Annotated in this window: 25 protein-coding genes; 15 read left to right on the top strand and 10 right to left on the bottom strand. The window is 71.0% G+C overall.

The window, feature by feature from the left end:
* The first annotated feature begins 48 nt into the window (after positions 1 to 48).
* Positions 49 to 1191, top strand: a complete 1143-nt coding sequence (locus NZH93_RS44770) for a sensor histidine kinase (protein WP_259629443.1) — start codon at positions 49 to 51, stop codon at positions 1189 to 1191.
* Entirely contained in the window at positions 1179 to 1856 is a 678-nt protein-coding gene (locus NZH93_RS44765; RefSeq protein WP_259629442.1) for a response regulator, read from the top strand. The genes NZH93_RS44770 and NZH93_RS44765 overlap by 13 nt, the downstream gene beginning before the upstream one ends.
* 25 nt (positions 1857 to 1881) lie before the next feature.
* On the opposite strand, the gene NZH93_RS44760 is transcribed toward NZH93_RS44765, so the two are convergent.
* Positions 1882 to 2865: an aldo/keto reductase gene (locus NZH93_RS44760; protein WP_259629441.1), complete on the bottom strand. Its 984-nt coding sequence runs from the start codon at positions 2863 to 2865 to the stop codon at positions 1882 to 1884.
* A 190-nt stretch (positions 2866 to 3055) separates the two neighbouring features.
* On the opposite strand from NZH93_RS44760, the gene NZH93_RS44755 reads away from it, so the two are divergent.
* Positions 3056 to 3562 (top strand): MarR family winged helix-turn-helix transcriptional regulator, encoded by a 507-nt coding sequence (locus tag NZH93_RS44755; RefSeq protein WP_259629440.1) that lies wholly within the window; start codon positions 3056 to 3058, stop codon positions 3560 to 3562.
* 66 nt (positions 3563 to 3628) lie between these two features.
* The gene (locus NZH93_RS44750; protein ID WP_259629439.1) at positions 3629 to 4345 is read left to right on the top strand and encodes a phosphodiesterase; all 717 of its coding nucleotides are present in this window, start codon (positions 3629 to 3631) and stop codon (positions 4343 to 4345) included.
* Here the strand turns inward: NZH93_RS44750 and NZH93_RS44745 are convergent.
* The 3 genes from NZH93_RS44745 to NZH93_RS44735 all read right to left on the bottom strand — a co-directional run bounded on the left by NZH93_RS44745 (position 4337) and on the right by NZH93_RS44735 (position 7254).
* On the bottom strand, positions 4337 to 4942 hold the full coding sequence (locus tag NZH93_RS44745) for a TMEM175 family protein (protein ID WP_259629438.1): 606 nt from the start codon (positions 4940 to 4942) through the stop codon (positions 4337 to 4339). The two genes, NZH93_RS44750 and NZH93_RS44745, sit on opposite strands and share 9 nt — an antisense overlap.
* 77 nt (positions 4943 to 5019) lie before the next feature.
* Positions 5020 to 6480, bottom strand: coding sequence for an aldehyde dehydrogenase (locus tag NZH93_RS44740; RefSeq protein ID WP_259629437.1), 1461 nt, complete (start codon positions 6478 to 6480; stop codon positions 5020 to 5022).
* A 51-nt stretch (positions 6481 to 6531) separates the two neighbouring features.
* Positions 6532 to 7254, bottom strand: a complete 723-nt coding sequence (locus NZH93_RS44735) for an aquaporin (protein WP_259629436.1) — start codon at positions 7252 to 7254, stop codon at positions 6532 to 6534.
* Between the two features lie 168 nt (positions 7255 to 7422).
* Between NZH93_RS44735 and NZH93_RS51095 the strand changes: the two genes are divergently transcribed.
* Together NZH93_RS51095 and NZH93_RS44720 are read left to right on the top strand one after the other, a co-directional pair.
* Positions 7423 to 9066, top strand: a complete 1644-nt coding sequence (locus NZH93_RS51095) for an IclR family transcriptional regulator domain-containing protein (RefSeq protein WP_308214305.1) — start codon at positions 7423 to 7425, stop codon at positions 9064 to 9066.
* Between the two features lie 100 nt (positions 9067 to 9166).
* Positions 9167 to 9793 carry a GTP cyclohydrolase II gene (locus tag NZH93_RS44720; protein ID WP_259629435.1) on the top strand — a complete coding sequence of 209 codons (627 nt, stop codon included), beginning with the start codon at positions 9167 to 9169 and terminating at the stop codon, positions 9791 to 9793.
* A gap of 14 nt (positions 9794 to 9807) precedes the next feature.
* Here the strand turns inward: NZH93_RS44720 and NZH93_RS44715 are convergent, their stop codons facing one another.
* The 3 genes from NZH93_RS44715 to NZH93_RS44705 form a co-directional block, all read right to left on the bottom strand.
* Positions 9808 to 10395 carry a TetR family transcriptional regulator gene (locus NZH93_RS44715; RefSeq protein WP_259629434.1) on the bottom strand — a complete coding sequence of 196 codons (588 nt, stop codon included), beginning with the start codon at positions 10393 to 10395 and terminating at the stop codon, positions 9808 to 9810.
* 74 nt (positions 10396 to 10469) lie between these two features.
* A complete protein-coding gene (locus tag NZH93_RS44710) occupies positions 10470 to 11438 on the bottom strand; it encodes a helix-turn-helix domain-containing protein (protein WP_259629433.1) in 969 nt (322 codons plus the stop codon).
* 20 nt (positions 11439 to 11458) lie between these two features.
* Entirely contained in the window at positions 11459 to 12448 is a 990-nt protein-coding gene (locus NZH93_RS44705) for an alpha/beta hydrolase (RefSeq protein ID WP_259629432.1), read from the bottom strand.
* Positions 12449 to 12573: 125 nt separating this feature from the next.
* Here NZH93_RS44705 and NZH93_RS44700 point away from each other — a divergent pair, with 125 nt between their 5' ends.
* The 3 genes from NZH93_RS44700 (at position 12574) to NZH93_RS44690 (ending at position 15452) form a co-directional block, all read left to right on the top strand.
* Positions 12574 to 13452, top strand: a complete 879-nt coding sequence (locus NZH93_RS44700) for a LysR family transcriptional regulator (protein ID WP_259629431.1) — start codon at positions 12574 to 12576, stop codon at positions 13450 to 13452.
* Between the two features lie 69 nt (positions 13453 to 13521).
* The gene (locus tag NZH93_RS44695; RefSeq protein ID WP_259629430.1) at positions 13522 to 14583 is read left to right on the top strand and encodes a tartrate dehydrogenase; all 1062 of its coding nucleotides are present in this window, start codon (positions 13522 to 13524) and stop codon (positions 14581 to 14583) included.
* On the top strand, positions 14580 to 15452 hold the full coding sequence (locus NZH93_RS44690; protein ID WP_259629429.1) for an alpha/beta fold hydrolase: 873 nt from the start codon (positions 14580 to 14582) through the stop codon (positions 15450 to 15452). The genes NZH93_RS44695 and NZH93_RS44690 overlap by 4 nt, the downstream gene beginning before the upstream one ends.
* 4 nt (positions 15453 to 15456) lie before the next feature.
* Here NZH93_RS44690 and NZH93_RS44685 read toward each other — a convergent pair whose 3' ends face one another.
* Positions 15457 to 15834 (bottom strand): VOC family protein, encoded by a 378-nt coding sequence (locus NZH93_RS44685; protein WP_259629428.1) that lies wholly within the window; start codon positions 15832 to 15834, stop codon positions 15457 to 15459.
* A gap of 57 nt (positions 15835 to 15891) precedes the next feature.
* Between NZH93_RS44685 and NZH93_RS44680 the strand changes: the two genes are divergently transcribed.
* The 4 genes from NZH93_RS44680 (at position 15892) to NZH93_RS44665 (ending at position 18896) form a co-directional block, all read left to right on the top strand.
* Positions 15892 to 16650 carry a TetR/AcrR family transcriptional regulator C-terminal domain-containing protein gene (locus NZH93_RS44680; RefSeq protein ID WP_259629427.1) on the top strand — a complete coding sequence of 253 codons (759 nt, stop codon included), beginning with the start codon at positions 15892 to 15894 and terminating at the stop codon, positions 16648 to 16650.
* A gap of 90 nt (positions 16651 to 16740) precedes the next feature.
* A complete protein-coding gene (locus NZH93_RS44675) occupies positions 16741 to 16941 on the top strand; it encodes an antitoxin (protein ID WP_259629426.1) in 201 nt (66 codons plus the stop codon).
* A gap of 178 nt (positions 16942 to 17119) precedes the next feature.
* A complete protein-coding gene (locus tag NZH93_RS44670) occupies positions 17120 to 17539 on the top strand; it encodes a YciI family protein (RefSeq protein ID WP_259629425.1) in 420 nt (139 codons plus the stop codon).
* A gap of 103 nt (positions 17540 to 17642) precedes the next feature.
* Positions 17643 to 18896: an RNA polymerase sigma factor gene (locus tag NZH93_RS44665; RefSeq protein WP_259629424.1), complete on the top strand. Its 1254-nt coding sequence runs from the start codon at positions 17643 to 17645 to the stop codon at positions 18894 to 18896.
* A gap of 213 nt (positions 18897 to 19109) precedes the next feature.
* Here the strand turns inward: NZH93_RS44665 and NZH93_RS44660 are convergent, their stop codons facing one another.
* Positions 19110 to 19865 carry an aminotransferase class IV gene (locus NZH93_RS44660; protein ID WP_259629423.1) on the bottom strand — a complete coding sequence of 252 codons (756 nt, stop codon included), beginning with the start codon at positions 19863 to 19865 and terminating at the stop codon, positions 19110 to 19112.
* Between the two features lie 68 nt (positions 19866 to 19933).
* Positions 19934 to 21757, bottom strand: coding sequence for a beta-N-acetylhexosaminidase (locus tag NZH93_RS44655; protein ID WP_259629422.1), 1824 nt, complete (start codon positions 21755 to 21757; stop codon positions 19934 to 19936).
* A 202-nt stretch (positions 21758 to 21959) separates the two neighbouring features.
* On the opposite strand from NZH93_RS44655, the gene NZH93_RS44650 reads away from it, so the two are divergent.
* A complete protein-coding gene (locus NZH93_RS44650) occupies positions 21960 to 24071 on the top strand; it encodes a DUF8189 domain-containing protein (protein ID WP_259629421.1) in 2112 nt (703 codons plus the stop codon).
* Between the two features lie 35 nt (positions 24072 to 24106).
* Positions 24107 to 24286, top strand: a 180-nt coding sequence (locus NZH93_RS44645; protein ID WP_259629420.1) for an SDR family NAD(P)-dependent oxidoreductase, incomplete at its 3' end; no start/stop codon positions are given.

The following is a 24286-nucleotide window of genomic DNA, read 5'->3' as shown; positions in this document are numbered from 1 at the left end:
AGGTATCGATCCGGCGCGGTCCGCGGACGGGCTGGGTACGTTCGGCCCATGGGTGGTTCGGCGCGGCGGCGCAGCACCAGGGACTGGGTCGTGGACATCTCGCTGTTCACGCTCTCGACGCTGTTCGGGCTCGTGCTCGTGGTGGACCGCCTGGCGGGCTACCGGATGCCCGACCCGGCGTGGCTGTTCCCGCTCGACGTCGTCACGTGGGTGGCCGCGTCCGCCGGTCTGTGGTGGCGTCGGCGGTGGCCGGTGCAGTACGCCGCGGTGCTGGTCCTCCTCGGCACGTTCTCGGAGCTGTCCGCGCTGGCGCTGCTGATCGCGCTGTTCACCGTGGCGATCCACCGCCCGCCCGCCACGACGATGGTCGTGTACGCGCTGTGCGTGCCGTCGTCGATCATGAACGTGGTGCTCCGGCCGGAGCCCGACATCGCCTGGCAGGTGGTGCTGGCGTTCGGGATCGTGGTGCAGGGCGCGGCGGTCGGGTGGGGGTTGTTCATCCACCACCGGCGGGAGCTGATCGAGTCGCTGCGCGACCGGGCGGCGCGGGCGGAGACCGAGGCGCACCTGCGGGCCGAACAGGTGCAGCACGAGGTGCGGGAGGCCATCGCCCGCGAGATCCACGACGTGCTCGGGCACCGGTTGTCCCTGCTGAGCGTGCACGCCGGGGCGCTGGAGTACCGGCCGGACGCGCCCGCGGCGGACGTCGCGCGGGCGGCGAAGGTGATCCGGGAGAACTCGCACCAGGCGTTGCAGGACCTGCGGGAGGTGATCGGGGTGCTGCGGGCGCCGGTCGGTGAACTGCCGCAGCCGACGTTCGCGGACCTGGCCCAGCTCGTCGCGGAGTCGGCGGGGGCGAACATGCGGGTTTCGTTGCGGTCCGCTGTGGAGGGTGACGTGCCCGACACGGCCGGGCGGACCGTGTACCGGATCGTGCAGGAGAGCCTCACGAACGCCAGGAAGCACGCCGCCGGGTCCGAAGTGGACGTTCGCGTGTCGGGCTCCTCCGGGGACGGGATCACCGTCGAGGTGGTGAACAGCAGGCCGTTCGTCGGGTCCTCCCCCAACGCCGAGGGCCGGGGTCTGCTGGGGTTGGCCGAACGGGTCGCGCTGGCGCACGGGACGCTGGAGCACGGGGTCACCGGGGCGGGTGGCTGGCGGATCTCGGCGTGGCTACCGTGGCCGCTGTGACGGAACCGGGTGTGGTCGGGGTGCTCATCGTGGACGACGACCCGCTGGTGCGGGCCGGGTTGGTGATGATGCTGGGCGGGGCGCCGGACATCCGGGTCGTCGGCGAGGCCGGGGACGGGTCGAAGGTGGCGGCCATGGTCGCGCGGCACTCCCCCGACGTGGTGCTGATGGACATCCGGATGCCCGTCGTGGACGGGCTGGCCGCCACGGAGGCGTTGCGCAAGCGGCCGGGGGCGCCCGAGGTGATCGTGCTGACGACGTTCGACGCGGACCAGCACGTGCTGCGGGCGCTGCGGGCCGGGGCGGCCGGGTTCCTGCTGAAGGACACGCCGCCGTGGGAGATCGTCGACGCCGTGCGGCAGGTCGCCAAGGGCCTGCCGGTGCTGTCCCCCGCCGTGACCAGGCGGCTCATGGCCAGGGTCGCGGAGAGCGGGCAGGACGACCGGAAGTCGGCCGCCTGCCAACGGCTGGGGAAGCTGAACGCCCGCGAGCGCGGGGTGGCGCTGGAGGTCGGGCGGGGGCTGTCCAACGCGGAGATCGCCGCGGCGCTGCACATCAGCGTGCCCACGGTGAAGACGCACGTGTCCAGCGTGCTGACGAAGCTGGACCTCAACAACCGGGTGCAGATCGCGCTGCTGGTGCACGACGCCGGTTTGGTGGACTAGCGCCGGGCCAGTCCTGTTCGGACGGTCAGAACGCCTCCGCCGCGTGCGGCACGTAGTGCTCCTCCAGGCGCGCGATCTCGTCGGCGGACAGCTCCAGGTCGACGGCGGCGACCGCGTCGGTCAGGTGGTGCTCCTTGGTCACGCCGATGATCGGGGCGGTCACGGCGGGCTTGTGCAGCATCCACGCGAGCGCGACCTGGGCGCGGGAGACGTCCCGGTCGGCCGCGACCGCGGCCACGGCGTCGACGACCTCGCGGTCGGTGTCCTCGGTCTGCCGGTAGAGCGTCCGGCCGAACGCGTCGGTCTCGCTGCGGTTCGTCGTGGCGTCCCAGTCCCTGGTCAGCCTGCCCCGCGCCAGCGGGCTCCACGGGAGGACGCCCACGCCCTCGTCCAGGCAGTACGGGTGCATCTCGCGCTCCTCCTCACGCATGATCAGGTTGTACTGGTCCTGCATGGCGACGAACCTGGTCCAGCCGTTGAGGTCCGCCACGTGCTGCATCTGGGCGAACTGCCACGTCCACATCGAGGACGCGCCCAGGTAGCGGACCTTGCCCGCGCGCACGAGGTCGTGCAGGGCCTCCATGGTCTCGGTGATCGGCGTCTTCGGGTCGTGGCGGTGGATCTGGTACAGGTCGATGTAGTCCGTGCCCAGCCTCCGCAGGCTGTTGTCGACCTGGGTCATGATCGCGCCGCGGGACAGGCCGGAGCCGTTCGGGCCGTCCGCCACGTGGCCGAAGACCTTGGTGGCCACCACGACGTCCGAGCGCTCGGCCAGTTCGCCCAGCAGTTCGCCGACGATCTCCTCGCTGGAGCCGAGCGAGTAGGAGTTGGCCGTGTCGAACGTCGTGATGCCGGCTTCCAGCGCTTGGCGGACGAACGGCCGTGCCTCGTCGATGCCCATCGACCACGTGTGCGTGCCCCGTGCCGGGTCGCCGAAGCTCATGCAGCCCAGGACGATCCTGGAGATCTCCAGGCCGGAGCCGCCCAACCGCAGGTAGTCCATTCCCATGCCCTCCACCGTGCCTCAGCCGAGTGCGGCGCGCACGGCGGGCCTGGAGGCTCGACCCTGCGCACCGCGTCCGCGTGCGGAACGCTACCGAGATCGGCCCAGGCCGGGAACCGCCGGTGTTGGATCTTCTCCACAACCCGACGACGGCGAAAAAAGCTTGATGCTTCAACTTCGATGTATCGTGGACAGGGTGACCGGAGAAGCACCGCGCTGGCTGACAGCGGCCCAGAAGAAGGCCTGGATCGCCTTCAGCGGCGTGCTGATCAAGTTGCCGTACGCCCTGGACGCGGACATGCGCGGCCGAACGGGCTTCAGCCACTTCGAGTACCTGGTCCTGAGCGTGCTGTCCGACCAGCCGGACCGGACCCTGTCGATGAGCCAGCTCGCCGCGCTGAACAACGCCTCGCTGTCGCGGATGTCGCACGTGGTGACCAGGCTGGAGAAGCGCGGGTGGGTCAGCCGCTGCCCCAGCAGCGAGAACGGCCGGGTCACCAGGGCGCGGCTCACCGACGCGGGGTACGAGGTGCTGGTCGAGGCCGCTCCGGGGCACGTGAAGACCGTGCAGGAGCTGGTGTTCGACGCGCTGACGCCGGAGGAGCAGGAGCAGCTCGCGACCATCGCGCTGAGGGTCCTCGGCAGGCTCGACCCCGGCGGCGACTGGCCGCCGCACGAAATCCGCGTGGTCATGGACTCCTGAGCCCTACGCTGGGGTCGTGACGAACGCCGCCCCCAGGGGACCTGTCCTGTGATCACGCTGGCGCACGTGAGCGACGTCCACATCGACGGCGGGGAGCGCAACGCCGCCAGGACCAGGCAGGTGGTCGACTACCTGGCCGCGCTGCCAGGTCAGATCGACGCGGTGGTGATCAGCGGCGACCTCACCCAGATCGGCAGGCCCGTCGACTACGCGGCGCTGCGGGAGATCCTGGCGCCGCTGGAGGTCCCGGTGCTCTGCTGCCCCGGCAACCACGACGAGCGCGGGGCGTTCCGCGCGGGGATGCTGGGGCTGGAGGAGGGGTCCGGCCCGGTCAACCAGGCGCACGAGGTCGCGGGCGCGTCGATCCTGCTGTGCGACTCGCTCATCCCCGGCAGCGACGCCGGCAGGCTCGGGCCGGAGACGCTGTCCTGGTTGGACTCCGCGCTGACGCGGTCGGACGGGCCCGCCTTCGTGGTGCTGCACCACCCGCCGGTCGCCGTGGGCATCCCGGAACTGGACGCGATCCGGCTCCAGGACGCGGACGACCTGGCCGCCGTGCTGGCCCGCCACCCGCGGGTGGCCGGGGTGCTGTGCGGGCACGTGCACGCGGCCGTCGCGACGACGTTCGCCGGCGTCCCGGTGCGGGTCGCGCCGGGCGTCAAGTCGACGACGACGCTGCCGTGGGAGCACACCGGCGACCCGACGAACCTCGACCTGCCGGTGGGGCTGGCGTTCCACCACCACGAGAACGACGTGCTGACCACGCACTTCAGGTCACTGTGAGCGCTTCGCCAGGCGGTTGATCGGCCCGCTGAGCAGGAGCAGCAGCAGCGAGTAGTAGGTGACGGCGGGGAACGCCCAGGACAGCGCGAACGCCACCACGAGCAGGCCCGCGGGTGCCATGGCCCGGACGACGGTCCGGGCGCCGAGACCCGCTGCGTCGCGGCCGATCTCCGGGTCGCCGTGGATGATCAGCGTCATCGCGCCGAGGCAGAGGCTGCTGACCAGCATCGTGCCGATGTACAGCAGGGTCGTGAACACGTCGTCGCTGAAGACGCCGACCATCTCGGTGGGGAACGGCAGGAAGACGATCGTCAGCAGCCACGCCAGGTTCACCACCGTCAGGGGCCTGTTGTAGGCCTTGACGTTCTCGAACATCCGGTGGTGCGTCACCCAGTACTGGGCGATGACCACGAAGCTCAGCAGGAAGCTGAGGATCTGCGGCCGGTGCTCGGTGAGCACCTCCACCGAGGTGTGGTGCTCGGCGACGGACTCGGACACCACGTCCACGAGCGGCAGCACCAGCAGCGTGATCGCGATGGCGACCACCGCGTCGGTGAACAGGACCAGCCGGTCCGGGTCTCGCGGTGTCGTCGTCACGGAGGTCATCTAACCCGCAGGTCCGGGTGGACGCGCGGGCACCGGCCGGAGGTGCCCGCGCGAACCGGTCGGAACGGTCAGAACGGGAAGTGGTTGTGCTCGCCCGCCACGGTGATCCAGCGGGTGTTGGTGAACGCCTCCACGGCCCAGCGGCCGCCGAACCGCCCGTACCCGGTGGACCCGACGCCGCCGAACGGGGCCTGCGGCTCGTCGTCGACGGTCTGGTTGTTGACGTGGACGATGCCGGTGCGCAGCCTGCGGGCGACGGCGAGCCCGCGTCGGACGTCCTCCGTCAGCACCCCCGCGGTGAGGCCGTACTCGGTGTCGTTGGCGATCCTGACGGCCTCGTCGTCGTCCTCCACCGCGATGACCGTGACGACGGGCCCGAAGATCTCCTCGTGGTAGAGCCGCATCTCCGGCCGGACCTGGTCGAGGACCGTCGCGGTGTACCGGGAACCCTCCGGGTCACCGCCGCCCGCCCGGACCCGCGCGCCGTGCGCGACGGCGTCCTGCACGAGTTCGGCGACCCGCTTCGCGGACCGGTCGTTGATCATCGGGCCGACGACCGTGCCAGCGTCGGTCGGGTCGCCGTGCGGCAGCAGCGCGACCTTCTCCGCGAGCTTCGCCGTGAACTCCTCCGCGATCGAGGAGTGCACCAACACCCGGTCGGCGGACATGCAGATCTGGCCCGCGTTGTGGAAACCGCCGAACGCCACCGCGTTCACGGCGTAGTCGACGTCCGCGTCGTCCAGCACCAGCACGGCGTTCTTGCCGCCGAGTTCCAGCACCGCGGGCTTGAGGTGCTCGGCGGCGGTCCTGCCGATGATCCGGCCGGTGCCGGTGGAGCCGGTGAAGTTGACGACCCGGACCCGCCGGTCCGAGATCAGCGCCTCGGCGACGGCGGCGGCGTCCTCCCTGGCGTTCGTCACGACGTTGAGCACACCCGCGGGCAGGCCCGCCTCGCGCAGCACGTCCGCGATGAAGAGGCCGCACGCGATCGGGGCGTCCTCGCTGGGCTTGAGGACGACGGTGTTGCCGACGGCCAGCGGCACCGCGACGGCGCGGACGCCCAGGATGAGGGGCGCGTTCCACGGCGAGAACGCGCCGACGACGCCGACCGGCTGGCGCACCGCCATGGAGAGCTGGTCGCCGGTGTCGCTGGTCAGCACCTCCCCGAGCGGCTGGCTGATCGAGGCGGCGGCCTCGCGCAGCATGCCGGTGGCGAGGACCGTGTTGAAGCCCGCCCACCCGGCCACGCCGCCCACCTCACCCGCCATGACCTCGATCGCCTCGGGGACGCGGGATTCGAAGATGTCGGCCGCCTTGAGGAAGATCTTCCGCCGGGCGGACGGGGGCAGCGCGGCCCACGCGGGGAACGCGGCCTCGGCGGCGTCGACCGCGCGGACGACGTCGGCGGGCCCGCCCGCGGCGACGGTCGCGTAGACCTCGCCGGTGTGCGGGTTGAGGTCCTGGGTGGTGCGCCCGTCCAGCGCGGGCACGTCTTCGCCGCCGATGAACAGTTCGCGGGTGATGGTCACGGAACCCACTCCTTGAGTAATCCAGTTCGAACGTGGTGGTGACAGGAGGACCTACGCACCTGGTGCAGGAACAGACCTTCGCACCACGCGCAGCACCAGCGCGACCACCACCGGGGCTAGCACGGGGGCGACGAGGTAGATCCACAGGCCGTCGACGCGGCCCGCGAACAGGGCGGGCCCGAGCTGGCGGGCCGGGTTCACCGAGGCGCCGCTGGTCGAGGCCAGGAACGCGATCGTGAGGCCGACGCCGACCCCGATGACGACCGGCACGAACCGCGCGGTTTCCGGGCGGGGCAGGAAGAACGACACCACCACGAAGATGAGCGCGACCGGCAGCGCCTCGGCCAGGAACAGCCCTAGGCCGCCGAGCGTGGAGCCGACGGCGGCGTAGCCGACCTGCTCGACGGCGGGCCCGAACACGAGCCGGGCGAGACCCGCGCCCGCGACGGACCCGGCGAGCTGCGCGACCACGTACGGCACGACCGCCGAGCCGGGCAGCGCTCCGCCGAGCCAGACGAACAGGGTCACGCCGGGGTGCATGTGGCCGCCGGAGCGCCTGCCGAGCGGGCTGTACATCAGCCCGGCGATCAGCACCGCCACCAGTGCGCCCGCGACCGCGAACAGGACCGCCGGGTCGGCGATGGCCAGCGGTGACGCCGGGTGGGCGAGCCAGCGGACCAGGCCGACCACGACGAACAGCAGGGTGGTGGTCAGCACGAACTCGAACGCCGCGTGGCGGGCGACGTCGGCACGGGCGAGGGCGGGGCTGCTCATGGGAGGACTCCTTCGGCCTGATGAGCGGATGTTCGTCTAGCGAAATTTAGTTCGCTAAAGTTGCATGGGAGTGTGATCCCGGCGACCGGCAGGCGTCAAGGGGCCCACAACTACGATGGCGGGAACACCGCGACCACCGGGTCCGGTCCTCATGAGACGGGGCGTGACGTGCGGGAAGCGGCAGAGGACACCGCGGGCCCGTTCGAACGGGGCCTGTCGGTGCTGCACGCCGTGGCGGCCGATCCCGAGCCGCGGATGCGCCGCGTCGACCTCACCAAGGCCACCGGGCTCGCCAGGTCCACAGTGGACAGGATCACCGCGACCCTTCTACACCTGGGCTTCCTCCGCGCCGAGGGGCAGGACCTCCTGCTGGCACCGCGCGCGATGGAGCTGGGCAACGCCTACCTGGCCTCCTGCGGGCTCGTGACCCCGTTGGCACCGCTGGTGACGCGGCTCGCGGACGAGCTGGACGAGTCGGTGTCGCTGGCCGTGCCGGACGCCGACGGGGCGCGGCTGATCGCCCAGTCGACCCGGCGGCGCGCCATGTACCTGGCGTTCCACGTCGGCGGCCTGCTACCGGACGACCGCAGCGCCGCCGGGGTCGTGCTGGCCACGACGTGGGGCGAGGACCGCTACGAGCAGTGGCGCGACCGGCGGACCGCCGACCCGCTGGACGCGGGCTTCCCCGCCGTGCCGACGCTGACGACGGCGGCGCCGGACCGCGAGGCCGAGTTCCGCGCGCGGATCGCCGAGGCCGCCGAGGAGGGCTGGTCGCTGGACGACCAGTGGGTCGAACCGGGCCTGCTCGCCATCGCCGCGCCGGTGTGCGACCCCGAGGGGCGACCGGTCGCCGCGGTGAGCGTGCTCAGCCACACCAGCAGGCACACCGCGAAGACGTTCCCGGACGCCGTGCTGCCCGCGCTGCGGGAAGCGGTGCTGGACATGGAGGCCGCGCTCCGGCGGCCGACCAGGTCGGCGGAGCGGGCCGTGCCGACCGCGGACGAGCTGCGGTCGACGAAGGACGAGCTGGGCATGGAGTTCCTGGAGACGCTGGCGCGCGGGATCGCCGTGCTCAAGGCGTTCCGGTTCGCGCCAGGCGGCCTGACGATCTCGACGGCCGCCGCGGCCAGCGGACTCCCCCGCGCCACCGCCCGGCGGGCACTGCTCGTGCTGCGGGAGGCCGGGTACGCCGAGAGCGACGGCAGGGTGTTCGCGCTGCGGCCGACCGTGCTGGACCTCGGGTACTCGCGGCTGTCGTCGCTCACGCTGGCCGACATCGCCCAGCCGCACCTGAAGGCGCTCGCGGGCGCGGTGGGCGAGTCGGTGTCGATGGCCGTGCTCGACGACGACCGGGTGCGGTACGTGGCGCGGGTCGCGACGACCCGGATCATGCGGATCGACATCGCCGTCGGCACCCGCTTCCCGGCGTACGCCACGTCGATGGGCCGGGTCCTGCTGGCCGACCTGCCCGCCGCCGAGCGGGCCGAACTGCTCGACCGGACCGACCGGACGCCGTTGACCGGACGCACGCTGGTGTCGGTGGAGGACCTGGCCGCGGCCGTGGAGACCGTGGGGCGGCAGGGGTGGGCGATGGTCGACCAGGAGCTCCAGGACGGGCTGCGGTCGCTGGCCGTCGGGGTGCGCGACCGGTCCGGCGAGGTCGTCGCGGCGGTCAACACGGCGCTGCACGTCGGCCGCGACACCGTCGAGGAGACCGTGGAACGGCTGCTCCCGCCGTTGCGCGAGACCGCGGCGCGGATCGAGGCCGACCTGGTCGTGGCCTTCGACCAGGCGCAACTGGTCGTCGTCTGACCCTGTGGTCGCCGACACAGTTGTCGTTCAAATTCAAACTACAGGCGTAGCGTTCGAGGTGGTCAGTCGAACACTGATCCCGCCGTCGATCGGAGCAGCCATGACCGCCTCCCTCACCGCTCGCGCCTCGGTCCGCACCAGCGTCCGGGTGCCCCTGCGGTTCGGCGACGGCTTCACCACCACGGCCGAGACGATCACCTTCCACGGCCTCGCCGACCAGGCCGAGCACATCGCCATGGTCTTCGGCGACCCGACCGCGAATCCCGCGCCACTGGTCCGGATGCACTCCGAGTGCCTCACCGGCGACGTCTTCGGCTCGGCGCGCTGCGACTGCGGCCCCCAACTCCGCGAAGCCGTCGAACGGCTGTCGAACGACGGCGGCGTGCTCCTCTACCTGCGCCAGGAAGGCCGCGGCATCGGGCTCTACAACAAGCTCGACGCCTACGCGCTGCAAGACAGCGGCCTGGACACCTACGAGGCCAACAGCGCGCTCGGGCTGCCGGAGGACGGCCGCGACTACACCGCGGCGGCCCAGATGCTGACGGCGCTGGGCATCGACACGATCTCCCTGCTGTCGAACAACCCCGACAAGGGCGAACAGCTCGCCGCCCACGGCATCACCGTCCGCCACCACGTGCCGACCGGTGTCTTCGCCACCCCGAGCAACCTCGACTACCTGCGGGCCAAGGTCGAGCACACGGGGCACACGATCAAGTTGGTCAGTTGACCGTCCTTTGAGGACTAACGGCGGGTGGCCACCACGTCGAACGCGCGGTCGATGAAGGTCGACGTGCTCGCTTCGCCGCCGGTGGCCGTCCAGGCCTGGAAGGCGGCGTCCAAGCAGCCGAGGGCCGCCGCCGCCAGCGCTCGCGGACGGGGGTCGCGCGGGTCGTCCGGGACGCCCAGCCTGACGGCGATCTCGGGGATCAGCAGGTCCTGCCAGCGGGACTGCTTCTCCTGGTGGCGGGCCTTGAGCGACGGGGTGTCCAGCAGCATGCGGCCCAGCGCGGGGCCCGGCGCGTTCTTGCTGTTCGCGTAAGCGGTGCGGAACGCCGAACGCAGGGCGTCCCACGGGTCCTCCGCCTCGGGCCGGTCGGCCAACGCGCGGGCGATGGTCTGGCCCAGGTCGTCGAGATGTCCCAGGACGACGTCCTCCTTCGTGGGGAAGTAGCGGAAGAAGCTCGTGCGGGACATCCCCGCGGCCCGAGCGATGTCGTCGACCGTCGCGCCGTCGAACCCCTTCTCGGCGAACAGCTCCAGCGCCACCACCGCGACCTCGGCGCGCATCGCCCGCCTTGCCCTGTCCCGAAGTCCCGTCGTCTCGCTCACGAAGGTGATGCTAAAGCCTGCAAACGCTTGCTGTACCCGAATACTGATTCCGCCGACACCGTCCACTCCGGTCGTCAGTGGTGGTTGTGCAAGCGGCGCAAGGCGATTGCCAGTTGCAGGCGCAAGCGACCGGACGGGTCGCGGACCGACCAGCCCAGCAGTTCCTCGACGTGGGCGAGCCTGTCCTGCAACGTGGAGTGGTGCACGACGAGTGCCGCGGCGGCCGTGCGGAGGCTGGAGGTGGTGGCCACGGCGACGAGCGTGGCCAGCGCCCACGGCGCCGTGGAACGGGCGCGTTCGAGGTCCTGGACGTCCGGAACAGGTTCCGCACCAGGGCCGACGGCGTCGGCGAGCACGGCGAGACCACCGAGCTGGTCCGCGTGCACGACGCTGGGGCCGGGGTCCTGCTCGGTGCCCGCGGCGGCGAACCGCAGTGCCGTGCGCGCGGCGGCCCACGACGACGGCAGGTCCGCCACCGGCACGACCGGGCCGACACCCGCCCTGGTCGCCGCGATGGGCTGATCGGCGGCCAGCACCTTAGCCCGACCGCCGTCCAGCGCCACGGCCCTGGCCGCGAGGCCGAGACCGAGCCTGCGGGCGGCGCGCAGTCGGGCGGGTTCGGCGACCGCCGCGTCCAGCACCGCGGCCACGTCGTCCGCCGGTGCCGGACCTCGGGTGCGGGCCAGTGCCCCGCGCGCCGCCGACAGGGCCCGTTCGAGGACCATCGCCTCGACCGGGCCAGCCGGACCGGGGCGTTCGAGCCACAGCGCGGGCGGACCGCCGGGGTGCAGCGGAGCGCTGAGCCACGCCGGGTCCGGCGGCTCGGCGGACGGGTGGACGGCACCGGTCGCGTCGACCCGGATGGCGACACCGCGGTCGGCGTCGACCAGCCGGGCGGCGCAGCCGGTGAGCACGGCCGCGCCGCGGACCACGGGTTCGAGCCCGGCGCGGCCCTCGACCAGGCGGTCGAAGTAGGCGATCACCTTGATCGCCGCGCCCGCGTCGGGATCGAGCGCGCTCAGCCTGCCGACTAGGTCTTCCACCTGTTCATCCTGCCACCGGCTCAGATCCCGAGCACGCGTCGCAGCCAGGGGATCCGCGGGCCCGACGCGGCGCGCGACAGCTCGGACTCCGGGGCGAGCAGCTCGAACCCGTGGAAGCCGCCGGGCCACACGTGCAGCTCGGCGTTGCCGCCCGCCGCCCAGATCGCGGACGCGTACGCCACGACCTCGTCCCGGAACGTCTCGGCGGAGCCGACGTCGAGGTAGGTCGGCGGCAGGCCGGACAGGTCCGACTCCCTGGCGGGCGCGGCGTACGGGGACACGTCCGGCCCGCCTCGCTCGTCACCGAGCAGCGCGGTCCAGCCGGTGTCGTTCGCGGTGCGGTCCCACACGCCGAGACCGACCATCTGCCGCGAGGACGGCGACTCGTTGCGGTCGTCGAGCATCGGGCAGAACAGGAGCTGCGCGGCGAGCGCGGGAGCACCTCGGTCGCGGGCCAGCAGCGTCGTCGCGGCGGCGAGGCCACCACCGGCGCTGGCGCCCGCGATCACGATGCGCTCCGGGTCGATGCCCAGCTCCTCGGCGTGCTCGACCGTCCACACCAGACCGGCGTAGCACTCCTCCACCGGCACCGGGTGCGGGTGCTCCGGCGCGAGCCGGTAGTCGACCGACACGACGGCCAGCCCCAGTTCCTGCGCCAGGTCGAACGCCTTCGTCGAGTCGGCGCCGCGGTTGGTGCCCATGATCATGCCGCCGCCGTGGACGTAGTAGATCGCGCCCACCAGACCGGTCGCGGCGGTCGGCTTGAGGATCAGCACGGGGATGTCGCCGTGCGGGCCGGGAACGGGGCGCTCGGACACCTCGAACGCGCCACCGCGCCGCAGCTCCTCGTCCGTCGCGTCGCGCAGGACGGTCCCCTGGCGCAGCGCGGGGATGAGGTCGGCGGTGAGGGAGGTGGGCAGGTCCGGCATGGCTTCGAGCGCGGCGGCCAGTTCGGGGTCGAACGGCGGCGGCGGGCCGACGCGGGTCGAGTCGGACTCAGTGGTCGTCATCGGGTCTCCTCGGTGCTCGGGGCCACTCCGGCGTGACCACCGCCACCATCGTCGGGTCGACGGCGACACGGTCGACAGTGCCACGCGGCGGAGATCACCCGCCATTTGGCGGTTAGGGTCTGGCCATGGACGCGCGGCAGTTGGAGCACTTCCTGGCCGTGGTGGACCACGGCGGGGTGCACAAGGCCGCCCAGGCGCTGTTCCTCGCGCAACCGTCGCTGTCCCAGTCGATCCGCGCGCTGGAGCGGGACCTCGGCCACGACCTGTTCCACCGGGTCGGGCGGCGGCTCGTGCTCACGCAGGCCGGGGACGCGCTGGTCGAGCCCGCGCGCCGGGTGGTGCGCGGGCTGGCGTCGGCGCGGTCGAGCGTGGACGCCGCGGCGGGCCTGGAGACCGGCCGGGTGGAGGTCGCCGCGATGCCGTCGCAGGCCGTGGAACCGCTGAGCGCGGTGATCGGGGCGTTCACGGCGCGGCACCCCGGCCTGACCGTGGCGATCCGCGCGGCGGCGACGGCGGGCGCGGTGGTCGAGATGGTGCGGACGGGCGTGACCGAGGTGGGGCTGCTGGCCAGCAGCGAGCCGGTGGGGTCCGTCGGGGTCGTGCTGGAGGACTTCGGCACGCAGCGGTTCGTGCTGGTCGCGCCGCCGGACTGGCCGGTGCCCGCGGGCGGGGTCGTGCGGCGGGCGGACCTCGCGGGGCAGCGACTGGTCGTCGGCCAGGTCGGCACGGGGATGCGCGCGCTGGTCGAGGACATCCGTGCTGAGGGCGTGGAGCTGACCGCGGTCGTCGAGTCGGAGCACCGGGAGGCGATCCTGCCGCTGGTGCTCGGCGGCGTCGGCATCGCCGTCCTCGCCGACTCGTGGGCGCCGCTGGCCCGGCAGGCGGGCGCGCTCGTGCTGGACCTCGAGCCGCCCGCCCACCTGCGGCTCGCGCTGGTCCGACGCCGCCAGGCGCCGTCCCCGGCCGCGGAGGCGTTCCTGGCCGCCGCCCGGAGCGTCCGATAGGCGCTACCTATCTCCACGACCGGGTTCACGTCTTGGACGCGGGCCCGCCGACCTGGTGCCATCGGTGGCATGGACACCCATCGGATCGCACTCGTCCCCGGCGACGGCATCGGTCGTGAAGTCATCCCCGCCGCGTGCGCGGTGCTGGACGCCGTCGGCGCGCGGCACGGCGTCTCGTTCTCCTACGACGAGTTCGACTGGTCGTGCGAGCGGTACCTGAGCGAGGGCTCGATGATGCCCGCCGACGGGCTCGACCGGGTGCGCGGCCACGACGCGATCTTCCTCGGTGCGGTCGGGCAGCCCGGCGTGCCGGACCACATCTCGTTGTGGGGCCTGCTGATCCCGATCCGCCGCCAGTTCCGGCAGTACGTGAACCTCCGGCCGATCCGGGTGTTCGAGGGGCTGGAGAGCCCGGTGCGCGGCGCCCGGCCCGGTGAGGTCGAGTTCGTGGTGGTGCGGGAGAACGTCGAGGGCGAGTACAGCGAGATCGGCGGACGGCTCAACCGCGGCTTCCCCGAGGAGATGGCCGTGCAGGAGTCGGTGTTCACCCGCGCGGGCGTGACCCGCGTGCTGGACTACGCGTTCACGCTGGCTCGTTCCCGGCGCGGGTACGTGACGTCGGCGACGAAGTCGAACGGGATCGTGCACACGCTGCCGTTCTGGGACGAGCTGGTGGCGGAACGGGGTGCGCTGCACCCGGACGTCCGCTGGGACCAGGAGCACATCGACGCGCTGTGCGCGAAGTTCGTGCTGGACCCGGCCCGGTTCGACGTGGTGGTCGGGTCGAACCTGTTCGGTGACGTCCTCAGCGACCTGGCCGCCGCCGTCGCCGGTGGCATCGGGATCGCGCCCGCCGCGAACATCAACCCGGAGCGGGACTTCCCGTCGATGTTCGAGCCCGTGCACGGGTCGGCGCCGGACATCGCGGGCCGCGGCATCGCGAACCCGATCGGCGCGGTGTGGACGGCCGCGATGATGCTCGACCACCTCGGTCACGCCGAGGCGGCGGCCGAGGTGAAGGCGTCCATCGCGGCCGTGCTGGCGAAGACCGACGTGCGCACGCCGGACCTCGGGGGCACCGCGACCACCGAGTCGTTCACGCGGGCGCTGCTGGAGTTCGTGGGCCGATGAGCGTGCCGCTGCATGCCCCGTTCCGGTACTCGAAGGTCGACGTCGGCGACGTGGTGCTCAACTGCGCCGTCGGCGGCGAGGGGCCGCCCGTGCTGCTGCACGGGTACCCGCAGACGCACCTGATCTGGCACCACGTCGCGCCGCTGCTCGCCACCGACCACACCGTCGTGCTGGCCGACCTGCGCGGGTACGGGGACAGCGGCAAGCCCGCGGGCGGACCGGCCGCGTACGCGAAGCGGGTGATGGCGCTCGACCAGGTGCGGCTGATGGGGGCGTTGGGGTTCGACGCGTTCGACGTCGTCGGGCACGACCGCGGCGGGCGCGTGGCGCACCGGATGGCGCTGGACCACCCGGCCGCCGTGACGCGGCTGGCGGTGCTGGACATCGTGCCCACCCGGCACGCGTACGCGACGGCCGACGCCGCGTTCGGCCAGGGCTACTACCACTGGTTCTTCCTCACGGCGGGCGGCGGCATCCCGGAAAAGCTGATCGGCGGCGACCCGGAGTTCTGGATCCGGGCGCGGATGACCACCCGGCACCACGGCGGGACGGCGTTCGACCCGGCGGCGATGGCCGAGTACGTGCGGTGCTTCTCCGACCCGGCCGCGATCAGCGCGTCCTGCGACGACTACCGGGCCGCCGCGACGATCGACCTCGACCACGACGAGGCCTCGTTCGGGCGGCCGGTCGAGTGCCCGGTGCTGGCGCTGTGGGGCGGGCAGAGCTTCGTCGGCCGGACGTACGACGTGCTCGACGTCTGGCGGTCGTACGCCGCCGACCTGCGTGGTGAAGCCCTGCCCGCCGACCACTACCTGCCCGAGGAGGCTCCCGAGCGCACGGCCGCCGCGCTGCGGGAGTTCCTCGGCTGACGGGTCAGGCGTTCCAGTCCACGAGCTGGACGATCACGCCGTTGGGGTCGCGGACCTGGAAGGCGCGCTCGCCCCACTCCTCCGAGGTGAGGGGCATGGTGATCGTGACACCCTCTTGCCGGAGGCGGGCCAGCTCGCCCTCCAGGTCGGTCACTTCGAAGGCGAGGATGAGGCCCGTGGCGTGCGTATCCCGCTGGTCGGCGGGGAGGGTCGGCAGCCCCCGGCGCAGGAAGATGACGTTGATGTCGGCGTCGTCCCTGGTCAGGGAGGCGAAGCCGTCGGCTGCCATGACCTCGTGGAAGCCGAAGTGGTCGATGAGGAACGTGCTGGAGGCGGGGACGTCGTCGACGTTCAGCGATACGGCGGACGCGGTGATCTGCACTGGCGCTCCTTTTCTCTATACGTTGTACATTGTACGCTGTAAAAAGTAAGGATGCTCGTGGCTGACGAACGAACCAGCGCAGGCGACCCCGCGCGGACCCTCCAGCTCCTGTGGCGCGAGCCCGCGGCGGTCGTCCGGCGAGGACCGCGCCAGGGCCTGACCGTCGACGCCGTGGTCGACGCGGCCACCTCGCTGGCCGACACCTCCGGGCTGGAGGCGCTGACGATGCGGAAGGTCGCGTCGGCGCTGGGGGTCGTGGCGATGACGCTGTACACCTATGTGCCCGGCAAGGCCGAACTGCTCGACCTGATGCTGGACGCCGCCTACGGGCGGATGTCGCGGACGTCGACCGCGGGTCAGCCGTGGCGGGCGCGGGTCACCGCCGTCGCGGCGGAGAACCGGCGGCTGTTCGAGACCCACCCGTGGGCCGCGTCCGTGTCCACCGTGCGACCGCTGCTCGGGCCGGGGCAGATGGGGAAGTACGAGCACGAGCTGTCGGCGCTGGACGGGATCGGGCTGTCGGACGTGGAGGTCGACGCCGCGCTCACGCACGTGCTGAGCTTCGTGCAGGCCTGGGCCCGGTCGGCCGCCGACGCCGCTGCCGCCGTCTCCGAGAGCGCGCTGACCGAGGAGGAGTGGTGGGCGGTGAACGCGCCGCTCCTGGACCGGGTGCTCGACCCAGCGGTGTACCCGTTGGCCACGCGGGTGGGATCGGCGGCCGGGGCCGAGCACGGCGCCGCCTACTCGCCGGAGTTCGCCTACGAGTTCGGCCTGGCGCGGGTGCTGGACGGGTTGGCCGCGCTGGTCGAGAGGTAGTGGTCCCGGCCACGTCGGGGAACGTGCGGGGACGTGCGGGGAACCTTCGGGACGCCTCCGGACGTTGGAGGGGTGTCGAAGGGAGAGCGGATGGCCATGTTGCGCAAGCTCGCGGTACTCGCCACGGCGGCTGCCGCGGCGAAGAAGTACGCCCAGAAGAACCCCGAGAAGGTGAGCAGGCTCGCCGACCAGGCGGGCACGTTCCTCGACCGGCAGACCAAGGGGAAGTACCACCACCAGATCGACACCGCGGTGCGGAAGGCGAAGAACGCCTCCAGGCCGGGTTACTGACGAGCGGCTCACGGCCGGATCGCCTCGCGGCGGTCCGGCCGTTTGCGTTTTCGCTGGTCACGGGGTTGGGGAAAGTTTTTTGAAGAAAGTCGTGGTCGCGTGTCGATCCGGAGGTCCGCCGATCGACGCAGGGGTGCAGGCAGGGTGAAGGCCCCGCACACGACCTCAGGGAGCAGACATGCGGTTCATGGTGATCATCAAGTCGGACGAGAACATCGAAGGCGGCGCGCAGCCCACCGAGGAGCAGTTCGCCGCGATGGGGAAGTTCAACGAGGACCTGGTCAAGGCCGGGGTGATGCTGGCCGGTGAAGGTCTGCTGCCGAGCTCCAAGGGTGCTCGCGTGCACCTCAAGGGCAACGACAAGACCGTGATCGACGGGCCGTTCGCCGAGTCCAAGGAGCTCATCGCCGGGTTCTGGCTGCTGGACGTGAAGTCGCGGGACGAGGCGATCGAGTGGGTCAAGCGGATGCCGGTGTTCGAGGGTGAGGACTCGGTGGTCGAGATCCGGCAGGTGGCGGAGGCCTCCGACTTCGGGGACGAGTTCACGCCCGAGCTGCGGGCGGCTGAGGACGCGTTGCGGGAGCAGTTGGGGCAGTAGGTCGTATCGCCCGCTGGTTGGGTTGCACAGCTTGCGGGGCTTGCTTGCGGGGTTGCTTGCGGGGTTGCTTGCACGGTCATGACGGGTGCTGTAGTCAGTGGCTGTGACGGCTTCGGAGGCACACCGCGCTGTTGACGCGGTCTGGAGGATCGAATCGGCTCGGGTCATCGCCGGTCTCGCGCGGTTGGTGCGGGACGTGGGGCTCGCCGAGGAGCTTGCGCAGGACGCCCTGCTGGCCGCTCTCGAGCAGTGGCCGGTCGAGGGCGTCCCGCGCAATCCCGGCGCCTGGTTGATGGCCACCGGGAAGCGGCGGGCGATCGACTTCATCCGGCGGGAGCAGAACCTGCGGAAGAAGGTCTCGATCCTGGGGGCCGAACTGGATCCGCTGGGGGCGGACGCGCCGGTCGACGATCCTCAGGAGATCGATGACGACCTGCTGCGGTTGGTGTTCGTGTCCTGCCACCCGGTGTTGTCGACGGAGGCTCGGGTCGCGTTGACGCTGCGGTTGTTGGGCGGGTTGACGACGGACGAGATCGCGCGGGCGTTCCTGGTGTCCGAGTCGACGGTCGCGCAGCGGATCGTGCGGGCGAAGAAGGCGTTGGCGAAGGCCGGGGTGCCGTTCGAGGTGCCTGCTCGGGAGGAGTGGCTCGGGCGGTTGTCGTCGGTGCTGGAGGTGGTGTACCTCGTTTTCAACGAGGGGTATTCGGCTACCGCCGGGGACGACTGGTTGCGGCCCTCGTTGTGCAACGAGGCTTTGCGGTTGGGGCGGGTGTTGGTCGGGTTGATGCCCGGTGAGGCCGAGGTGCACGGGTTGGTCTCGTTGATGGAGATCCAGGCTTCTCGGTCGGCTGCTCGGGTGGGGGTGGATGGGCGGCCGGTGCTGTTGCTGGATCAGGATCGGGGGCGGTGGGACTGGATGTTGATCCGGCGGGGGTTGGAGGGGTTGGAGCGGGTTCGGGAGTTGGGTGGGGGTGAGGGGCCGTATGCGTTGCAGGCAGCTATTGCTGCTTGTCATGGGCGGGCGCGGACGGCTGAGGAGACGGATTGGGAGCGGATCGCTTCGTTGTACGGGGTGTTGGGGGAGGTGATGCCTTCGCCGGTGGTGGAGTTGAACCGGGCGGTGGCTGTGGCTATGGCTCGGGGGCCTGGGGCGGGGTTGGAACTGGTGGATGGGTTGGTGGGGGTGGAGTCGTTGAAGGGGTATCACCTGCTGCCCAGTGTCAGGGGGGATTTTTTGATGAAGTTGGGGCGGTTGGAGGAGGCTCGGGGGGAGTTTGAGCGGGCTGCTTCGCTTACGCGTAATGGGAGGGAGAGGACGTTGTTGTTGGAGCGGGCGGCTGATTGTGGGGCTGGGTAGGGAGGCTGCGAGTTCCGGCGTGGTCGGCCGGTGGGTGGTCGCGTTCCAGCGGGGTGTGGCCGATTTGACTTGGGGCCCCTAGATTCGACCCTTCGCCGGGGCAAAAAGGGCAGAAGGTGAAGCTGCCGCCCGGCGCAAGTTTAAGGGTCGAATCCCCCAAGTAAAATCGGCCACGGTTCTAGGGCTGCGGTCGGCTGCCGGTTTTGTTGTGGGTCAAGGCTTTTCCCACGGGACGCTGTCGTAGGCGTCGGCGAGTTGCTTCAAGTGGGTTGGGTCCACTGGGAAATCGATGTTGTCGATGCTGCTCACCGGGACTATGCCCCTGGAGTTGGTTAGGAACGCCGAGTCGAAGCGTGGGAGGTCTTCGATGTGGATTTCTGCCAGGCGGGGTGGGGTGGTCAGTGCTGAGTTGATCAGTTGCATGGTGATGCCCAGTAGTACTGGGGCGTCTGGCCAGATTGCTGTTTCTTCTTCGAAGAAGCCGATGTTGGTGGTGGTGCCCTCGGTGATCAGGCCGTCTGGGGTGACCAGCAGGGCGTCGTCGTAGCCCTCGTTTTGGGCGAGCTTGGTGTAGTGGGTCTGGGCGAAGCCGCCCAGGTGTTTCAGGTGTGGGAAAGGGCGGGTGTAGGGGACTGTGCGTAGGCGTTGGGGGGTTTGTTTTGGTTCTGCTGGGTCTGTGGTGGTGATCATGATTGAGAGTGCGTCGTGCGGTTGGAAGACGTAGACGCGCAGGGAAGCGTTTGTGATGTCGTTCAGGGCGTGGCGGATGTGGGTGCGTACCAAGGTGTCGTCCAGGTCCTGGGCGAAGATTTCGCTGGTTGCGGCTCGTAGCCTGGCCAGGTGTAGGTCTAGGCCTCGTACCTTGCCGTTGCGGACCTGCATGGCGGTGAAGTTGCCCGTGGTGGAGGTCGCCGGGTGCGCGAGGGTTTCGGTGGTGGCCTGGTGGCCGTCGATCTCGATGCGCGTCATGCGTTCTATCTCACCACTGGGGGGAAGCGGCCGTGAGCGGGTCGGGGGGCCGGCCCACGGCCGCTGGGTCAGCAGGGGCCGTTGTCGCGCCAGACGCCCCACTCGCCTGTGGTGCCGGGTTCTTCGCCCTGGGTCCACCACTGGGCGGTCCACCTGCGGTTGTTGTGGGAGACGGTGTTGGTGGCGGTGTAGACCTTGGTGCGGTCCCAGGCTGCTGGGCAGGTGCCTGGTGGGGTGGTTGTGGTGGTGGTTGTCGTCGTTGTGGTGGTGGTTGTTGTTTCCCAAGGGATTTGGGTGGATCGGTAGAAGTTGATGCCCAGGGTGGACCAGCGGGGGCCCTGTGCTGCCAGGCGTAGTTTGAACTGGTCCCAGTTGTGGGTTGACCACGGGGACCAGCCCAGTTCGGCTATGGCCGCCAGTCTGGGGAAGGCCATGTACTCGATGTCGGCCGAGGTGACGATGTTCTCCGTCCACATCGGAGCTTCCACGCCGCGTACCGCGGATTCGCCGACTCCTGGGACGTAGGCGCCGGGGTTCCAGTTGTAGGCGTCCTGGACTTCGATGCGGCCTGCCCAGTCCTGGCCCAGTGGGGTGCCGGCGTTGTACTTCATGTCCAGGTAGGTCTTGTTGGCCGGGGACATGAGGACCTTGTGGCCGCGTGCTGCTGCGGCGGCGACCACGTTGTTCGACGCTGTGGTGGCCCAGAACTGCGGGACCGCCGTGGTGTCGGTGGTGGTCTTGACGAACTCGTGCCAGCCCATGGCTTGTTTGCCGTACTTCTTGACGATGGGCAGGGTCTTGTCCATGAACGTCTGGTAGTCGGCGTCGCTGGTGGCCTGGGCCTCGTCGCCGCCGATGTGGAAGTACGGGCCGGGGGTGAGGGCGGCGATCTCGCGGATGACGTCGTCGATGAACTGGTAGGTCACGGCTTTCGAGACGCAGAGCGAGCTGTAGCCGACGGCCGTGTCGGTGCGGAGAGCCGGGGCGACGCCGTTGCAGTTCAGTTCGGCGTAGGAGGCCAGTGCGGCGTTGGTGTGGCCGGGGAGGTCGACCTCGGGGATGACGGTGATGAACTTGGAGGCCGCGTAGGCGATGATCTCCTGGTACTGGGCCTTGGTGTAGAAGCCGCCCGCGCCGCCGCCCACCTGGGTGCTGCCGCCCACTGACGTCAGCCTCGGCCAGCTATCGATGACGATGCGCCAGCCCTGGTCGTCGGTCAGGTGCAGGTGGAAGTAGTTGATCTTGCACAGGGCTAGCTGGTCCAGGTACTTCTTCACCGCCGCGACGGGCTGGAAGTGCCTTGCCGTGTCTAGCATCGCGCCGCGGTGGACGAAGCGCGGGTAGTCGAGGACGGCGGCGCCGGGCAGGGTCCACGGTCCGGTTTGGACGGTGGCCGCCTCGACCTTGGCGGGCAGGAGTTGGCGCAGGGTCTGGACGCCGCCGAAGAGGCCCGCCGCCGTGTTCGCCCGGAGGACGACGGTCGCGGTGGTGACGTCGAGCTGGTAGCCCTGGTCGCCGACGGCGGTGTTGGCGCCGGTGAGCAGCAGCGAGATGCCGTCGGCCGGGGTGCCGGAGGCGTCGGAGACCGGCAGGGCGAAGCCGGTCGACCTGCGCAGGACGCTCGCGAGGTGATCGCCGACGGCGCGCGCGTCGGCGTTGCCCGCCTGGGTGTAGATCTTGGACGTGCTGGTCAACGTGTGCGTGACACCCGCCGTGGCCTGCACCGACACGGGTGCGGGCACGATGCTCTTCAGGGGTTCGGCGGCCTGGGCGACGTTCGGGATCTGTGCGCCGAGCGTCCAGACGACCGTTCCGCTCGCGACGAGCGCCGCCGCCGCGAGGGCGCGGCCCGCTCGACGCCATCGACTTCCTTGGAGCACTGGGGTTTTCACGTCGTCCTCCTCGGTCGGACCGATCGCACGTTCGCAGACTGCTGAACGAGGACCCTTCTTGTCAATGGTCTGTACCACTTGGTATGTCCAGGTCAGCCGGTTGCCGAGTTATTAATTACGAATAATCGTTGACACCCTCGGGTCGACCCGGCAATCTCACAGCGAAGCCAGCCCCCGCGGTTCAGAGGTGAGGGATCCGAAGATGTCGTACGCAACGAGGCGTAGAGCGGTCGTCGTGCTCGGCGCGCTGGTCGCCGCCATGGTCACGGCGCTGCCCGTGGCGCAGGCCGGTGACGACCAGGGCGCGCCGGACTACTACAACAGCGGCCTCGCGGCCACGCCGTACCTGGGGTGGAACTCCTACTACGGGCTCGGCGCGCCGACCGAGACGCAGGTCAACGGCGTGGCGGACCACCTCGCGAGCAGCGGGCTGCGGGACGCCGGGTACCGGATCGTGTGGCTCGACGGCGGCTGGCAGGCCCCGGTGCCGCGCGACTCGAGCGGCAAGCTCGTCGCCGACCCCGAGCGGTTCCCGTCCGGGATCCCGGCGCTGGTCAAACGGCTGCACAAGCAGGGGTTCAAGGTCGGCATCTACACCGAGGCCGGGGCGTACGACGGCAAGAACTGCGGCCTGGGCAGCGGTGGCGGGTACTACGAGGCCGACGCGAAGCAGTTCGCCGCGTGGGAGGTCGACGCCATCAAGATCGACTTCCTGTGCGGGATCAACCAGGGCCTGGACCCCGGCACGGCGTTCGGCGAGTTCAGCGCGGCCGTGGCGAAGTCCGGTCGCAAGATGATCCTCAACGTCTGCAACCCGGTCACCTGGGAGTGGGGCATCCCGCACACGCCCGCCCAGGAGGCCGGTCGCTCGTACGTGTTCGGCCCGCGCGTCGCGGACTCGTGGCGGACCAGCACGGACATCGCGTTCGGCACGGCGTACCCGAACCAGTGGGCCAGCCTGCTGCGCAACATGGACGACAACGCGGCGCACCCCGAGGCGGCCGGTCCGGGGCACTACAACGACCCGGACTACCTGCTGCCGATGCGCGCGACCCAGTGGGGCGGCTACGAGTTCACCGAGGAGGAGTCGAACACGCAACTGGTGATGTGGGCGCAGATGGCCGCGCCGCTGGTGATCGGCTCCGACCCGCGCACGCTGCCGCCGTCGATGATCGCCTCGCTGAAGAACCCGGAGATCATCGCGGTCGACCAGGACCCGTTGGGCATCCAGGGCGTGCGGGTCGACGACTCCCCCGTCGGCAACGTGTACAGCAAGGTGTTGTCCGGTCGCGGCAAGCGTTCCGTGGTGCTGCTCAACCGCTCCGACGCCCCGGCCGAGATGACCGTGCGGTTCCCGTCGGCCGGCCTGACCGGCAGCGCGAAGGTGCGTGACCTGCGCGCCCGTGCCGACCGCGGCCGGTTCACCGACTCGTACACGACGACCGTCCCGGCGCACGGCACGGCGATGCTGAAGCTCACCGGCACGGACCTGGTGCCCGGCGCGGACCTCGGCGGCGCGCCGTCGGCGAGTCCGGCGCTGGTGCGGTTCGACGACGCCAACGCGCTCTCGTTCATCCGCGGCGCGGCGGGTGATCTCCAGGTGAGCAAGAAGTCCGGTGCCTCGTGGTCCGGGAAGTGGAGCAGCCTCGGCGGTCCGCGCGGGGGGCGGATCCTGGGCCAGCCCGCCGCGTACGGCTCGGCGGGCGGCCGGGTGGACGTGTTCGTGCGGGGCACCGACAACGCGGTCCACCAGCGCACGTTGCAGGACGGCCGCTGGCGCGAGTGGGTCAGGCTCGGCGGCACCGCCACCGACTCCCCCACCGTCGCGTTCACCTCGCCGGACCACTGGACGCTCACCACCCGCGGCGCGGACGGCAAGGTGTGGCAGCGGTCGAACACCGGCGGTTGGTCCACGTTGGACGCTCCCGGCGGGCAGCCGGTCTACGGCCGTCCCAGCGCGGTCGTCGTCGACGGCGCGGTCCACGTGGCCGTGCGCACGGCCGACGACGCCGTGTGGGAACGGGTGCGCGACGCGGCGGGCACGTGGGGCGCGTGGACCGACCTCGGCGGTGTGGTCAGCGGCAGCCCGACGCTGCTCTCGACGGAAGGTCGGGTGCACCTGTTCGCCCGAGCGAGTGACTACACCCTCTGGCAGCGCACCTTCGCCGACGGGAGTTGGGGAGGCTGGTTCAAGCGCGGCGAGTTCCCGAGCAACGCCTTCACCGGGGCGCTCGGGGTCGCGGCGGGCGCGAACGGATCGGCGTGGCTCGCGGTTCGCGGCTCCGACGGCCGCGTGCACCAGTCCGTTCTCTGACAGCAGCAGGAGGATCCACCGTGAACCGTTGTGCCGTGGTGACAGGGGCCGCGTCCGGGATCGGCGCGGCGACCGCCCGCAAGCTCGTGGCGGACGGGTACGCGGTGATCGCGGTGGACGTCGACGAGGCGGTGACCCGGCTCGACGGGGTCACCGCCGTCGTCGGCGACGTCACGGCGGACGAGACGTGGGCGGCGGCGTCCGCCGCCCACGAC

The sequence above is a fragment of the Umezawaea endophytica genome, assembly GCF_025061645.1.
GTDB classification, from domain to species: Bacteria; Actinomycetota; Actinomycetes; order Mycobacteriales; family Pseudonocardiaceae; genus Umezawaea; species Umezawaea endophytica.
This window is presented reverse-complemented; position numbering and strand designations above follow the sequence as displayed.